The 13,125-nt window shown below is 70.3% G+C and carries 10 protein-coding genes; 8 read left to right on the top strand and 2 right to left on the bottom strand.

Translation table 11 applies throughout. The features are described 5' to 3' along the window. Window positions 1–79: 79 nt before the first annotated feature. Together ENE75_RS02610 and ENE75_RS02605 are read right to left on the bottom strand one after the other, a co-directional pair. Window positions 80–2,611: an EAL domain-containing protein gene (locus ENE75_RS02610; protein ID WP_128195324.1), complete on the bottom strand. Its 2,532-nt coding sequence runs from the start codon at window positions 2,609–2,611 to the stop codon at window positions 80–82. Window positions 2,612–2,869: 258 nt separating this feature from the next. Beyond that, window positions 2,870–3,934, bottom strand: coding sequence for a LacI family DNA-binding transcriptional regulator (locus ENE75_RS02605; protein ID WP_128195322.1), 1,065 nt, complete (start codon window positions 3,932–3,934; stop codon window positions 2,870–2,872). 51 nt (window positions 3,935–3,985) lie between these two features. Here ENE75_RS02605 and ENE75_RS02600 point away from each other — a divergent pair, with 51 nt between their 5' ends. The 8 genes from ENE75_RS02600 to ENE75_RS02565 all read left to right on the top strand — a co-directional run bounded on the left by ENE75_RS02600 (window position 3,986) and on the right by ENE75_RS02565 (window position 12,938). Next, on the top strand, window positions 3,986–5,740 hold the full coding sequence (locus ENE75_RS02600) for an IlvD/Edd family dehydratase (RefSeq protein ID WP_128195320.1): 1,755 nt from the start codon (window positions 3,986–3,988) through the stop codon (window positions 5,738–5,740). Further along, window positions 5,740–6,522, top strand: a complete 783-nt coding sequence (locus ENE75_RS02595) for an HpcH/HpaI aldolase family protein (protein WP_128195318.1) — start codon at window positions 5,740–5,742, stop codon at window positions 6,520–6,522. The genes ENE75_RS02600 and ENE75_RS02595 overlap by 1 nt, the downstream gene beginning before the upstream one ends. A gap of 9 nt (window positions 6,523–6,531) precedes the next feature. Further along, entirely contained in the window at window positions 6,532–7,596 is a 1,065-nt protein-coding gene (locus ENE75_RS02590; protein WP_128195316.1) for an ABC transporter ATP-binding protein, read from the top strand. Window positions 7,597–7,622: 26 nt separating this feature from the next. Further along, entirely contained in the window at window positions 7,623–8,885 is a 1,263-nt protein-coding gene (locus ENE75_RS02585; protein ID WP_128195314.1) for an ABC transporter substrate-binding protein, read from the top strand. A 13-nt stretch (window positions 8,886–8,898) separates the two neighbouring features. Continuing rightward, entirely contained in the window at window positions 8,899–9,780 is an 882-nt protein-coding gene (locus tag ENE75_RS02580) for a carbohydrate ABC transporter permease (RefSeq protein ID WP_128195312.1), read from the top strand. Between the two features lie 58 nt (window positions 9,781–9,838). Then, window positions 9,839–10,684, top strand: a complete 846-nt coding sequence (locus ENE75_RS02575; RefSeq protein ID WP_128195310.1) for a carbohydrate ABC transporter permease — start codon at window positions 9,839–9,841, stop codon at window positions 10,682–10,684. 350 nt (window positions 10,685–11,034) lie between these two features. Then, window positions 11,035–12,156, top strand: coding sequence for a Gfo/Idh/MocA family protein (locus tag ENE75_RS02570; RefSeq protein ID WP_128195308.1), 1,122 nt, complete (start codon window positions 11,035–11,037; stop codon window positions 12,154–12,156). Beyond that, window positions 12,153–12,938, top strand: coding sequence for an SDR family NAD(P)-dependent oxidoreductase (locus tag ENE75_RS02565; RefSeq protein ID WP_128195306.1), 786 nt, complete (start codon window positions 12,153–12,155; stop codon window positions 12,936–12,938). Before ENE75_RS02570 ends, ENE75_RS02565 begins: the two co-directional genes overlap by 4 nt. Window positions 12,939–13,125 lie beyond the last annotated feature (187 nt).

Here is a 13,125-nt window from a genome sequence, read left to right as displayed (position 1 = left end):
GCGGTCGTCCGGTGGCCGGCGCCGCCGGTCCCGGACCACTGCAGCGCAACACCCGCCCGTCTGGTCGGGCGCAGGGGTTTCAGGGGCGCATACCACTGGCGTCGCGTTCGCCGGCGTCGGCCACCTCCAGCAGCGCGGTGACCGCGCCTGCATCCATCGGCCGTCCCAGCAGGTAGCCCTGGCCTTCGTGCACGCCGAGCTGGCGCAGCGTCGCCAGCTGCGCCGGGGTCTCGATGCCTTCGGCGATCACCTTGTGCCCCAGGGCGCGGCCCAGCGTCAGCATGGCGCGCACGATCTCCAGGCTCTGCCGGCCCTCGTGCAGGGCCGCCACGAACGAGCGGTCGATCTTCAGGCTGTTGATCGGCAGCCTGGCCAGGTACGACAGCGACGAGTAGCCGGTGCCGAAGTCGTCGACGGAGAACCGCACGCCGCCAGCCCGCAGGCTGTCCATGGTGCGCAGCGCGGACTCCAGGCGCCCCATGAGCACGGTTTCCGTCAGTTCGAGGGTCAGGCTCCCGGGTGCGGCCTGGTGCCGCTGCAGAACCTGCCTGACATGCGGTGCCAGGCTGACCCGCGCGAGGTCGCGGCTGCAGATGTTGACGTGCATGCCCAGGTGCTGCAGATCCGACCGGCCGCTCTGCCAGCGGACCAGCTGCGCCATCGACTGGTCGATGACCCAGTCGGTCAGCGCCTCGATGCAGCCGGACTCTTCGGCCAGCGCGATGAAGACGGCGGGACTGATGGCACCCCGCTGCGGGTGCTGCCAGCGGGCCAACGCCTCGAAGCCAGCGAGCCGGCGGGGCTCGAGCTGGTAGATCGGCTGGTACTGCACTGCTAGCTGGCCTTGCGCGATGGCGCGCCGAAGGTCGGTCTCCAGCGCCAGCTTCTCCGCCACCTTGTCGTGCATCGAACGGTCGAAGCGCACGACGCGACCACGGCCCGCGGCCTTGGCCTCGTACATCGCGAGGTCGGCGTCGCGCATGATCTCGTCGGCGCTCCTGTTGCCGACGTCGCTGGCCGTGACACCGATGCTGACCCCGGGCACGACTTCGGTGGCCAGCAGCACGGCCGGGCGGCTCAGTTCCTCGATCACGCGTCGCGCGAGTTGCAGCGGCGCCTGCAACTCGCCCGGCATGTCCACCAGGATGGCGAATTCGTCGCCCCCCAGCCTTGCCACCAGGTCGCCTGGGCGGACGACACCGCGCAGCCTGGCCGCCACCTCGCGCAGGAGTTCGTTGCCGGCACCATGACCCAGGCTGTCGTTGACCAGCTTGAAGCGGTCGAGGTCGAGGTACAGCACGGCAAAGCCGCGTTGCGGTTCGTGCCTTGCACATTCCGCTGCGGCCTTCAGCCGTTCATGGAAGCCGTGACGGTTGGCCAGACCGGTGAGATCGTCGTGGTAGGCGATGTGGCTGAGGCGGCTCTCGGCCAGGTGGCGTGAGGTGACGTCGTGCCACTGGAAGATCAGGCAGGGCCCGCCGCCATCCGGGTCCTCGTAGCGGCTGCAGTGCACGGCGACCCAACGGGTCTGCCCGTCACGCCGGGTGACCTGGATCTCCGTCGTGAAGGCGTCGTCGTGCGAGAGCCGCGCCGCCTGGGCACGGTCCTGCAGCAACGGCAGTTCGGAAGGGCTCAGCAGTGCCTCGAAGGGCTGCTCCAGCAGCTCGTCGCGTTCCCGCTGCAGCAGCTCGCAGAATGCATCGTTCACCTGGAGCATGCGGCCGTCGGGCCGGACGACGACCATGCCGATGGCGGCATGGCTGAACGCCGCCTCGAACCGCTGGTGGCTCAGCAATGCGTCGCGCTGCGCCTGGGAGAGTTCGGCGTCCTGCCGTTGACGCTCGGCCTCCTGCCGGAGCACCGCCATGCGCAGCAGCAGCATGATCACGATGGCCGAGAGCGCCGAGACCAGCAGCGGCGTCCCGCCGAAACGCTGCGACTGCAGGTGCACGAGCCCGGCGATCAGCGCCGAGGCGACGTAGATGGCCGCCATCCAGCTCGAATCCAGCAGCCAGCGGGCGGGGACCAGCGGTTCCCCGCGCTTGAGCGATGTCATGGCCATCAGCATCGTCAGCGACAGCGCGAAGGGCACCAGCGACACCAGCGCCAGCGCCGCCACGGTCGCTGCCTCGACGCCCAGGCCCTGGCCGACCAGCAGGCGCCGCGCCACCTCGAAGGCCGCCGCGCACACCGCCATCGCGGCCATGGACGCCGCCGGTGTGGCCAGGCGGCTGCTCAAACGCTTGGAGATGCGCAGCGTACCGGCCAGCGCGTCGATGCCCGAGGCAAGCACCGCGGCCGCGGGACCCAGGGTCACCAGCACGCCGAACACGAAGACGTCGCCGATGCTCAGCGAGTACGACGAGCGCGGCAACGGGATCGACAGGCTGGAGGCCACCGCCACCAGCGCCAGTGCCAAGCCCAGCGGCACGGAGCCGGTCTGTGGCGTCGTCATCAGTTCCCAGGCCGCCCAGACCAGTGCCGCCGCACCGGCGGCGGTGATCAGCAGCCACGCCCGGCGTGCCGGTGGCGGATAGTCGAACAGCACGCGGTGCGCGAAGGCCTGCCACGGCGACGCTGCGTGCAATGGATTTGTCGGCGGCTCGGACATCACGGGAACATCAACGGTGCCTCAACGTTGCCTCAAGGCCGCCCGCGGCACCGGGGTTGGCCACGCCGCAGCGGGGCACGCGCCGGTGCCCTCCGGAGACCATCGGCCTGCGTCGAGGCAACTTGAGGCGCCGGCCGCCAACATTGTCCGCCACCGCCGTGCCGAGGGTTGGCGCCTGCAGCGCAGGCGCACGGCCCCAAAGGTGACGGCCGGTCCGCGCTGCGTCGGCGTACCCTTTGGCGCCGCGCCTGTCCAGGCTCAGGAACTGCCGCGAACCACCAGCGGGCACGCCACCCGGATCCGTGTGCAAGCCTCGCCGCCTGACCCCAGCACCAGGTCTGCCGTGCGTTCGCCTATCTCCTGTCGTGGGGGTGCCAGCGTCGTCAGGCCAGGGCTCAGGTGCGCAGCCAGTTCGAAGTCGCCGAATCCCACCAACGCCATGTCCTGCGGCACCTGCAGCCCCAGCGCCTGTGCGCCCAGCAATGCACCGCAACCGAGGTGGTCGTTGGCACAGGCACAGGCATCGGGGCGGCGGATGGCATCGCCCCAGAGTGCCACCAGGGCGGCGCGCCCGGCCGCGATGGGTTCGCCGGCCGGAGCCTCGACCCGCCAGACCTGGGCCCCGGCCGCCTGCGCCGCGGCCAGGAACCCGTCGCCGCGCTCGCGCGCCCGGTAGTCACCGGCCACGGCACTGTCCACGTACACCAGCCGTCGCCGTCCGTGGGCCAGCAGGTGTTCGGCCAGTTCCCGGCCGGCGTCCCGGTGGTTGAAGCCCACCTGAGGGAAACCATCGCGGCTGCGGGCGTGGTGGTCCCACATCTCCACCACGGTACAGCCGCCGGCCTGGGCCTCGCGCAGCAGCTTCAGGGTGCCCGGCGTGTGGTGGCGCCCGGTGATCACCAGCGCACGCGGCGCCCAGCCCAGCAGCGCGCGCACCTGGGCCTCCTCGCGCTCGACGCTGTAGCCCGACGCGGCTACCAGCAACTCCAGCCCCGCAGCCTCCAGCTTGCGCGACAGGCCCTGCAGCGTCTCCGCGAAGATCGAATGCGCCAGGTTGGGCACCAGGGCCGCCACCACGCTGCCGCGCCCGCTGGCCAGCACGCCGGCCTGCTTGTTGGGCACGTAGCCGGTGGCCGACAACGCGGCGCGGATGGCGGCCGCCGTCTCCGGCGCCACCACGCCAGGCTGGCGCAGGTAGCGCGAGACGGTGATCGCGGTGACGCCCGCCATCTGCGCCACGTCACGCAGCGTGGCGCGGCCATGGCCCCGGCGATGTCGCGGTGCAGCACCGTCCGCTGCAACGTCAGCAGGCGGACGGGCCACGGGTTTGTCCTCTAGGCAGTGTCATCGGCTTGCTCTAATGTTACCGCTAACATGTCGGACGACACTCCGGACTTTCCCCCGCTGCGCAGCCGGCGCTGGTTCGCCGACGCCGGCATGCGCGGCTTTGCGCACCGCCAGCGCATGCAGCAGCAGGGCCTGCGCCGGCAGGACGTGCTGACGCGGCCGTGCATCGCCATCGTCAACACCTGGAGCGAGCTCTCACCCTGCCACGCGCACCTGCGCGAGCGAGCGGAGAGTGTTCGCCGCGGCATCCTGATGGCCGGCGGCACACCGTTCGAACTGCCGGCGCTGAGCCTGGGCGAGGTCATCGTCAAGCCGACGACGATGCTCTACCGCAACCTGCTGGCGCTGGAGGTGGAGGAACTGCTGCGCTCGCACCCGGTGGACGGCGTGGTGCTGCTGGCCGGTTGCGACAAGACCACGCCGGCCACCGTGATGGGCGCCGTCAGCGCCGGGCTGCCAACGATCTTCGTCGCCGCCGGGCCGATGCTCAACGACCGCCACCTGCGCCGCACGCCGCAGGGCTGCGAGGCGCGCACCGTGGGCGCCGGCACGCACACACGGCTGTTCTGGGACGAGCACCAGGCCGGCCGCATCGACGCCGCCGAGTGGATCGCGCTGGAGGCGCGCATGACGCGCAGCCCCGGCACCTGCAACACCATGGGCACGGCCAGCACGATGACGGCCATCGTCGAGGCCCTGGGCCTGGCGCTGCCCGGCAGCACCGCTGTGCCGGCGATGGACGCCCAGCACGTGCGCAACGCCACCACGGCCGGCGAGCGCATCGTGGCCATGGTGCGCGAGGGGCTGACGCCGCAGCGCATCCTCACGCGCGGCGCCTTCCTCAACGCCGCCACCGTGCAGATGGCGCTGGGCGGCAGCACCAACGCCGCCATCCACATCATCGCGATGGCCGGCCGCGCCGGTGTCGAGCTCTCCCTGGACGACCTGGACCGCCTGGGCCGCGAGGTGCCGGTGCTGGCCAACCTGTTCCCCAGCGGCGACCGGCTGATGGAGGACTTCCACTACGCCGGCGGTCTGCCGGCGCTGATGCAGCGTCTGAGCGACCGGCTGTCGCTGGGCGAGATGACGGTCACTGGCCAGAGCGTCGGACGGAACCTCGAAGGCCGCACCGTGCTGGACGACGAGGTCATCCGCCCGCTGGACCGCCCGGTCAGCGCCAACGGCGCGCTGGCCGTGCTGCGCGGCAACCTCTGCCCCGGCGGCGCGGTGATGAAGCCTGCCGCGGCCAGCCCGCGCTACTTCCACCACCGCGGCCGTGCCATCGTCTTCGACGGCCCGGCCGACATGATGGCGCGCATCCACGACCCGGCCCTGCCGGTGGACGAGGACAGCGTGCTGGTGCTGCGCGGTGGCGGCCCGGTGGGCGCGCCGGGCATGCCGGAGTGGGGCAACCTGCCGATCCCCAAGAAGCTGCTGGACCGCGGCGTGCGCGACCTTCTGCGCCTGAGCGACGCGCGCATGAGCGGCACCCACTACGGCAGCTGCGTGCTGCACGTCAGCCCCGAAAGCGCCGTCGGCGGCCCGCTGGCGCTGGTGAAGGACGGCGATGAGATCGCGCTGGACCTCGAGGCCCGAACCCTGACGCTCTGCGTGGACGACGCCGAAATCGCCCGCCGCCGCGCCGCCTGGGTGCCGCCGGCCTCGCGCTACGAACGCGGCTTCACGCGCCTGTACCAGCAGCACGTGACGCAGGCCGACGAAGGCTGCGACCTCGACTTCCTGATGGGCACCGCACCCACGCCCGAACCGGACATCTTCTGATGACGAAGCCTTTCGACGCCCTCTTCGACCGCGTGCCCGTTCCGCTGGGGACATGGATCATGTCGGCCAGCCCGCTGGTCACCGAGGCCACCGGCCACGCGGGCTTCGATTGGGCGGTGCTGGACATGGAGCACACGCCGCTGGACCTGGCCGGCCTGGTGAGCCTGCTGCAGGCCAACCTCGGCTCGCCGATGCTGCCCATCGTGCGCGTGCCCTGGAACGACGCGGTCACCATCAAGCGCGTGCTCGACAGCGGTGCGCACACGCTGCTGGTGCCCTTCGTGCAGAACGCCGAGGAGGCCGCTGCCGCCGTGGCCGCCACCCGCTACCCGCCCGAGGGCGTGCGCGGCATGGCGGCGATGAGCCGCGCCTCGAAGTTCGGCACCGTGCCCGACCACTTCCGCCACGCCAACACGCAGGTGAGCGTGATCCTGCAGATCGAGACACCCACCGCGCTGGCCAACCTGGAAGCCATCGCCGCCGTGCCCGGCGTGGACGCGCTGTTTCTCGGCCCGGGTGACCTCAGCGGCACCATGGGCCTGCCCGGCCAGGTGGGCCACCCGGACGTGCAGGCGGCGATGCACGATGCCGCCCAGCGCGCCCGCGCGGCCGGCATCCGCATCGGCACGGTCATGGGGCAGGTGGAACAGGTGCAGCAGATGCGTGAGGCAGGCTACCACTTCGTCGGCCTGGCATCGGACCTGGGCCTGTACATGCGCGCCTGCACCGGCGCGCTGAAGCAGCTGCGCGACAGCGCGCCTGGCGTCCACGGCAACTACTAGGCGCGCGCCATGGCCAACGTCGAACTCCGCGGTATCCGCAAGCGCTACGGCAACGTCGAGGTGGTGCACGGCATCGACCTCGAGGTGCGGCACGGCGAGTTCGTCGTCTTCGTCGGCCCGTCGGGTTGCGGCAAGAGCACGCTGCTGCGCATGGTGGCCGGGCTGGAAGGCATCAGCGACGGCGAACTGCGCATCGACGGCCAGCGCGTCAACGAACTGCCGCCGCGCAGCCGCGACATCGCGATGGTGTTCCAGGACTACGCGCTCTACCCGCACAAGACGCTGTTCGAGAACATGGCCTTCGGCCTGCGCCTGCGCAAGACGCCGGAGGACGAGATCCAGCGCCGGGTGATGGACGCGGCCCGCCTGCTGAAGATCGAGCACATGCTCGAACGCCGACCCGCTGCGCTGTCGGGCGGGCAGCGCCAGCGCGTGGCCATCGGCCGCGCCATCGTGCGCCAGCCCAAGGTGTTCCTGTTCGACGAGCCGCTGAGCAACCTGGACGCCCAGCTGCGCCACGAGATGCGCAGCGAGATCAAGCGCCTGCATCAGCGCCTGGGGGCCACCATCATCTACGTCACGCACGACCAGGTCGAGGCGATGACGATGGCCGACCGCATCGCCGTGCTGTCGGCCGGCGAGCTGATGCAGTACGACACGCCGGACGCCATCTACAACCGGCCGGCCGCGCTGTTCGTCGCCGGCTTCACCGGCGCGCCGCCGATGAACCTGGTGGACTGCACGCTGGCCGGCGGCGCTGCGCTGCTCGGCCCGCTGCGCGTGCCGCTGCCGCAGGAGCTCGCCGCGCGCGCACCCACTGCGCCGCTGAAGCTGGGCGTCCGCCCGGAGAACCTGCGCTTCGCGCGCCAGGACGGCGACGCGGACCTGCCGGCCGAGGTGGTGCTCCTGGAGCCGCTGGGCGCCGAGACGTTGGTGACGCTCAAGGCCGGCAACGCCGAACTCATCGCCCGCGGGCCGGCCGACTTCCGGGAACGCCCGGGCACCACCGTTACGCTGCACCTGCAGCCGCAGCACCTGCACCTGTTCCACGCCGAATCCGGGTCGGCCGTCTGACAACACCCGGCACAAGGAGACTCCGAATGCAACGTCGCACCACCCTTGCAGCCCTGACGGCCGCCGCGCTGCTGGCCGCAGGCGCCGCCCACGCCCAGCAGACCACGCTGCGCGTCTTCTCTGGCGGCCAGAACCAGCGGCCCGACCTGATGCGCCAGCTCTTCGACAAGTACCAGGCCGCCAACCCCGGCGTGAAGATCGAGATCGAGACAGGCGGCGCCACCAGCGAGCTGCAGCGCCAGTACCTGAGCACCGTGCTCAACGCCAAGGACAGCGCCATCGACGTCTTCATGATCGACGTCGTCAACCCGGCGCAGTACTTCAGTAGCGGCTGGGTCGAGCCGCTGAACGCCTACGTCGGCGAACCGGCCAGCGTGATGGCGCCCTACCTGCCGGTGTACGCCAGCGCCAACGTGGTCGACGGCAAGATCGCCGCGCTGCCGGCCTTCGCCGACAGCATGTTCATGTACTACCGCAAGGACCTCCTGGCCAAGCACGGCATCGCCGAGCCGAAGACCTGGGACGAACTGGCCGCGGCCAGCAAGAAGATCATGGCCGCCGAGGGCAACCCCGCACTGCAGGGCCTGAGCATCCAGGGTGCGCCGATCGAGGGCGCGGTCTGCACCTTCCTGCTGCCCTACTGGAGCCAGGGCAAGGAGTTCAACGACGCCGCCGGCAAGATGACGCTGGACAAGGTCGCGGCCGCCAAGGGCCTGCAGGGCTGGCTGGGTCTGGTGGACCAGGGCGTGATGAAGAAGAACATCGCCGAGGTCAAGACCGGCGACACGGTCAACGAGTTCAAGGCCGGGCAGGTGGTCTTCGCCATCAACTGGGGCTTCGCCTGGGACCGCTTCCAGGGCGACAAGGACAGCACCGTGCAGGGCAAGGTGGGCGTGATGCCGCTGCCCGCGGTGGCCGGCGGCAAGAGCGCCACCTGCATCGGCGGCTGGCAGTGGGCTGTCAGCGCCTTCAGCAAGAGCAAGGCCGAGGCGGCCAAGCTGGTGCGCTACATGAGCAGCCCGGACTCCGCCAAGTTCCTGGCCGTGCAAGGCTCGCTGATGCCGGTCTACCCGCAGACCTACACCGACGCCGACGTGGTCAAGGCCGTGCCCTGGTTCAAGGACGCCGCCGCCGTGGTGGTGGCCGGCAAGAGCCGGCCCAAGAGCGAGCGCTACGGCGAGGTCAGCGACGTGATCCGCACCACCACCAGCGCGGTGCTGGCGCGCACCAAAACGCCGGCCGAAGGCGTGGACGAGATCGAGAACCGCCTGCGCCGCGTGATGCGCTGAGGGCGAGACCGCGATGCTGGCCAGGCTGCGCGACCCGTCGGACCGTCTGCTGGCAGCGCTGCTGCTGGCGCCGGCGTTCGCGCTGCTGGCCCTCATCGTCGTCTACCCGATCGGCAAGCTGATCTTCAACAGCTTCTTCGACCTTCGGCTGCAAGGCGGCGGCAACGCGCCCTTCGTCGGCCTGGAGAACTACGCGCTGGTGCTGCAGGACAAGGACTTCTGGAACGCCACCTGGAACACGGTGCTGATCACGTTGGTGACCGTGCCCGGGGCGCTGATCATGGGCCTGGGCCTGGCGCTGCTGGCCAACCTGCCGTTCAAGCGGCGCTGGCCGGTGCGGCTGGCGCTGCTGCTGCCCTGGGCGCTGCCGCTGGCCTTCGCCGGCCTGATCTTCGCGTGGTTCTTCCACACCGAGTACGGCTTCGTCAACGACCTGCTCAGCGGCCTGCAGCCGGAGCCGACGATGTGGCTGCTGCGGCCGAACTGGGCCATAGCCGCGATCTGCCTGACCATCATCTGGAAGAGCAGCAGCTTCATGGCGCTGATCCTGCTGGCCGGCCTGCAGATGATCCCGAACTCGCTGTACGAGGCGGCCGAGGTCGACGGCGCCAGCCAGTGGCAGCAGTTCCGGGAGATCACGCTGCCGATGCTGATGCCGTCCATCGTGGTGGCGCTGATCTTCCGCACCATCACCGCGCTGCAGACCTTCGACATCCCGTACACCATGACGCGCGGCGGCCCGGGCAACGCCACCGAGACGCTGGCCATGCTGATCCACAAGAACAGCATCGAGTACGGCGACATTGGCTACAGCAGCACGCTGGCGGTGTTCATGTTCCTGCTGTCGATGGCGATCACGGCCATCTACCTCAAGCGCATCGCGAGCCAGGCATGAACGCACCGGGCAGTTCCCAAGCGTTCATCCCGCAGCGCGTCGCGCGGAGGGCATCGCCATGACGTCGCCGGTCTACGCATCGCCCTGGAGCGGCCCGCGCCTGCGCTGGATCGCCGCGGCGATCGTGGTGCTCAATGGCTTCTTCCCGGCGCTGTGGATCCTGCTCACCAGCCTGAAGACCGAGGCCGAACTGGTGACGCGGCCCATCACCTGGATCCCGCGCAACCCCACGCTGGACAACTACGTGGCGGCCTTCACCGACCAGCCGCTGCTGAAGTTCCTGGCCAACAGCGCCGCGGTGGCCGCCATTTCCACCGTCGTCACGCTGATCGTCTCGGCGCTGGCGGCCTACGCCATCGCGCGGCTGAACCTGCGACACCGGCAGTGGATCCTGACGGCCATCGTGGCCAGCAGCATGTTCCCGCTGATCACGCTGCTGGTGCCCATCTTCGAGACCATGCGCGGCCTGGGCCTGCTCAACACCTACCTGGCCCTGGTGCTGCCCTACACGGTGCTGAGCCTGCCGGTGTGCACGCTGGTGCTGGTGAGCTTCTTCCAGAGCATCCCGCGCGACATCGAGAACGCCGCGATGATCGACGGCTGCACCCGCCTGGGCGCGCTGTGGCGCGTGGTGGTGCCGCTGGCCGCCCCCGGCGTGTTCACCGCCGGCATCCTGAGCTTCGTGAACGCCTGGGACGAGTTCCTGCTCGCCTTGTCGCTGAACTCCAACCCGTCGATGCGGACGCTGCCCGTGGGCATCACGCTCTATCAGACGGAGTTCGTCTTCCCCTGGCCGGTGATCTCCGCCGCGCTGGTGGTGGCCATCGTGCCGATTGCAATCCTGATCGCGGTGTTCCAGGAACGGGTGGTGAGCGGCTTGACACAGGGCGGGCTCAAGGGATGACGGCCATCGACCCAAACTCGCCTTCGGCTCCTTTGGGCCTGACGACCCGCTTTCCGTGGGCTCCCCCGAGCCCCCTCCAGGAAGGGGCTCCAGTGCGTTCGACGTCTCCCCGCCAGCCCCCCTCCGGGAAGGGGACTCCAGCCAGATGGACGAGTCGGCATGCCGGCCGACCGCTTCGCTGTGTCCGGCCGCGGAGGGCGGGTCTGGCCTGGCGCGAGGTCAAGGAGGAGGCGAGCGCCCTGCGCGAGCCGGGGGACAGGAGCGACAGGCCAGGCCCGCCCTCCGTGGCCCGCGCCAATGCAAACGGACAAAGGTCCAACGGCCGCTCCGGGTCGAAAGGGGCCCATTGAATGGAAGCAACAACGATCCGCTGGGGCATCATCGGCTGCGGCAGCATGGGCCGCGAGCACATCCTCAACCTCGCAGCGCTCGGCGGCGCCGAGGTCACTGCCATCGCCGACCCCGAGGCGAACAGCCGCGCCCAAGCGGAAGCGCTGGCCCGGCAATGTCGTTTCACGCCCATGATGTTCGACGCGCATGCCGAACTCCTGGACAGCGGTCGCTGCGACGCCGTGATCGTGGCCTCACCCAACTTCACGCATGCCGCCGTGCTGCGTGACGTGCTGGCCACCGACCTGCATGTACTGGCCGAGAAGCCGATCGTCACGCGCATGGAAGACGGTTTCGACCTGCTGCAGCTGGCCGCGGGCCGCAAGCCGCTGACCTGGGTGGCGCAGGAGTACCGCTACATGCCGCCGGTGGCCGAGGCCATCCGCATGGCCCAGGGCGGCGCGGTAGGGCGCGTCCACCAGGTAGCCATCCGGGAGCACCGAGAGCCGTTCTACCCCAAGGTGGGCGACTGGAACCGCTTCAGCGCCAACACCGGCGGCACCCTGGTCGAGAAGTGCTGCCACTACTTCAACCTGATGGACCTGATCGTCGGTGAACATCCGGCGCGCGTGTTCGCCAGCGGCGCGCAGAGCGTGAACCACCTCGACGAAAACTACGAGGGAAAGGTGCCGGACATCCTGGACAACGCCTACGTCGTGGTGGAGTACCCCGGCGGCACCCGCGCCTGCCTGGACCTGTGCATGTTCGCCGAAGGCTCCACCGACAACGAGCACCTCGTGATCGTGGGCGACGAAGGCAAGCTCGAATCGCTGCTGCCGTCCCTGGTGCTGCGCCACAGCCGGCGCGCCGACTGGGGCCGCCGCGCCGCCTGGGGCCAGGCCTCGGGCACCGGCCGCGGGGTGGACACCCGGCGCGTGTGGGACACGAACATCCGTTACGCCGGCGCGCATTTCGGTGCGTCCTACATCGAGCACCAGCGCTTCGCCGCCGCGCTCCGCGAAGGGCGGCCGGCCGAGATCCCGCTGGAAGAAGGCCTGCGCAGCGTGGCCACCGGCATCGCCGCGCACCGCAGCATCGCCGAGCGGCGCGTGGTGGACATGGCCGAGGTCTGGCAGCCATGAACACCTATGCCAGCTACCCGTCGCTGCGCGACAAGGTCGTCTTCATCTCCGGCGGCAGTTCCGGCATCGGTGCCGAACTGGTGCGTGCCTTTGCCGCCCAGGGCGCCCGCGTCGCCTTCTGCGGGACGCGCGAAGGTGGCGGCGACGCCCTGATCGCCGAGTGCATTGCTGCCGGGCATCCAGCCCCCTGGTACGCGCCCTGCGACGTGCGCGACGTGCCAGCCTACCAGGCCCTGCTGGCCCGTGTGGCCCAGGAGCTCGGCCCCGTCGGCGTGCTCGTCAACAACGCGGGCCGCGATGACCGCCATGCGATGGAGGACGTGACGCCGGAGTTCTGGGACGACCGCCTGGCACTCAACCTGAAGCACTACTTCTTCGCCATCCAGGCCGTGGCACCGGGCATGGCGGCCGCCGGCGGCGGCAGCATCGTCAACATGGGCTCGGTGAGCTGGCTGCGCGGGCGGCCCAACCTGGTGGGCTACACCACGGCCAAGGCCGGCATCCTGGGCCTCACGCGCACGCTGGCGCGCGAACTCGGCCCGCGCCACATCCGCGTCAACGCCATCGTGCCCGGCGCCATCGTCACCGAACGCCAGACCACGCTGCACCGCGACCCGGCGGCCGACCAGGCCTTCCTGGACGCGCAGTGCCTGAAGATCCGCCTCGACCCCGGCCACGTGGCGCGGCCCACGCTGTTCCTGGCCGCCGACGACAGCAACGGCATGACCGGCCAGCACGTGCTGGTGGACGCGGGCATCGCGCAGCAGTCGGTGCTGACCTGAGGCTCAACGGTGAGGCACGACCGCTGATCCGGCCGTTGTCGACACCGCATCTGCCAGGTCCCGCTGCAGCCCTTGCAGCGCCGACAACAACTCTGCGCCGCTGGAGAAGCGTCTTCGTTCCCCGCTGAGCACGTGTTCGATCTCGCCGACCTGGCCCTCGTTGGGCGGCGAGATCAGCCGCAAGGCA

Source organism: Rubrivivax albus (assembly GCF_004016515.1).
In the GTDB taxonomy this organism is placed as follows: Bacteria; Pseudomonadota; Gammaproteobacteria; order Burkholderiales; family Burkholderiaceae_C; genus Rubrivivax; species Rubrivivax albus.
Note: the sequence above shows the minus strand (reverse complement) of the source record. Positions and strands in the feature narration are given on the sequence as shown.

Excerpts from the sequence above, each read along its gene's own strand:
- ENE75_RS02575 (WP_128195310.1), top strand. The coding sequence starts at position 9,839 with ATGACGTCGCCGGTCTACGCATCGCCCTGGAGCGGCCCGCGCCTGCGC.
- ENE75_RS02580 (WP_128195312.1), top strand. The coding sequence starts at position 8,899 with ATGCTGGCCAGGCTGCGCGACCCGTCGGACCGTCTGCTGGCAGCGCTG.
- ENE75_RS02595 (WP_128195318.1), top strand. The coding sequence starts at position 5,740 with ATGACGAAGCCTTTCGACGCCCTCTTCGACCGCGTGCCCGTTCCGCTG.
- ENE75_RS02570 (WP_128195308.1), top strand. The coding sequence starts at position 11,035 with ATGGAAGCAACAACGATCCGCTGGGGCATCATCGGCTGCGGCAGCATG.
- ENE75_RS02600 (WP_128195320.1), top strand. The coding sequence starts at position 3,986 with ATGTCGGACGACACTCCGGACTTTCCCCCGCTGCGCAGCCGGCGCTGG.
- ENE75_RS02610 (WP_128195324.1), bottom strand. The coding sequence starts at position 2,611 with ATGTCCGAGCCGCCGACAAATCCATTGCACGCAGCGTCGCCGTGGCAG.
- ENE75_RS02585 (WP_128195314.1), top strand. The coding sequence starts at position 7,623 with ATGCAACGTCGCACCACCCTTGCAGCCCTGACGGCCGCCGCGCTGCTG.
- ENE75_RS02590 (WP_128195316.1), top strand. The coding sequence starts at position 6,532 with ATGGCCAACGTCGAACTCCGCGGTATCCGCAAGCGCTACGGCAACGTC.
- ENE75_RS02565 (WP_128195306.1), top strand. The coding sequence starts at position 12,153 with ATGAACACCTATGCCAGCTACCCGTCGCTGCGCGACAAGGTCGTCTTC.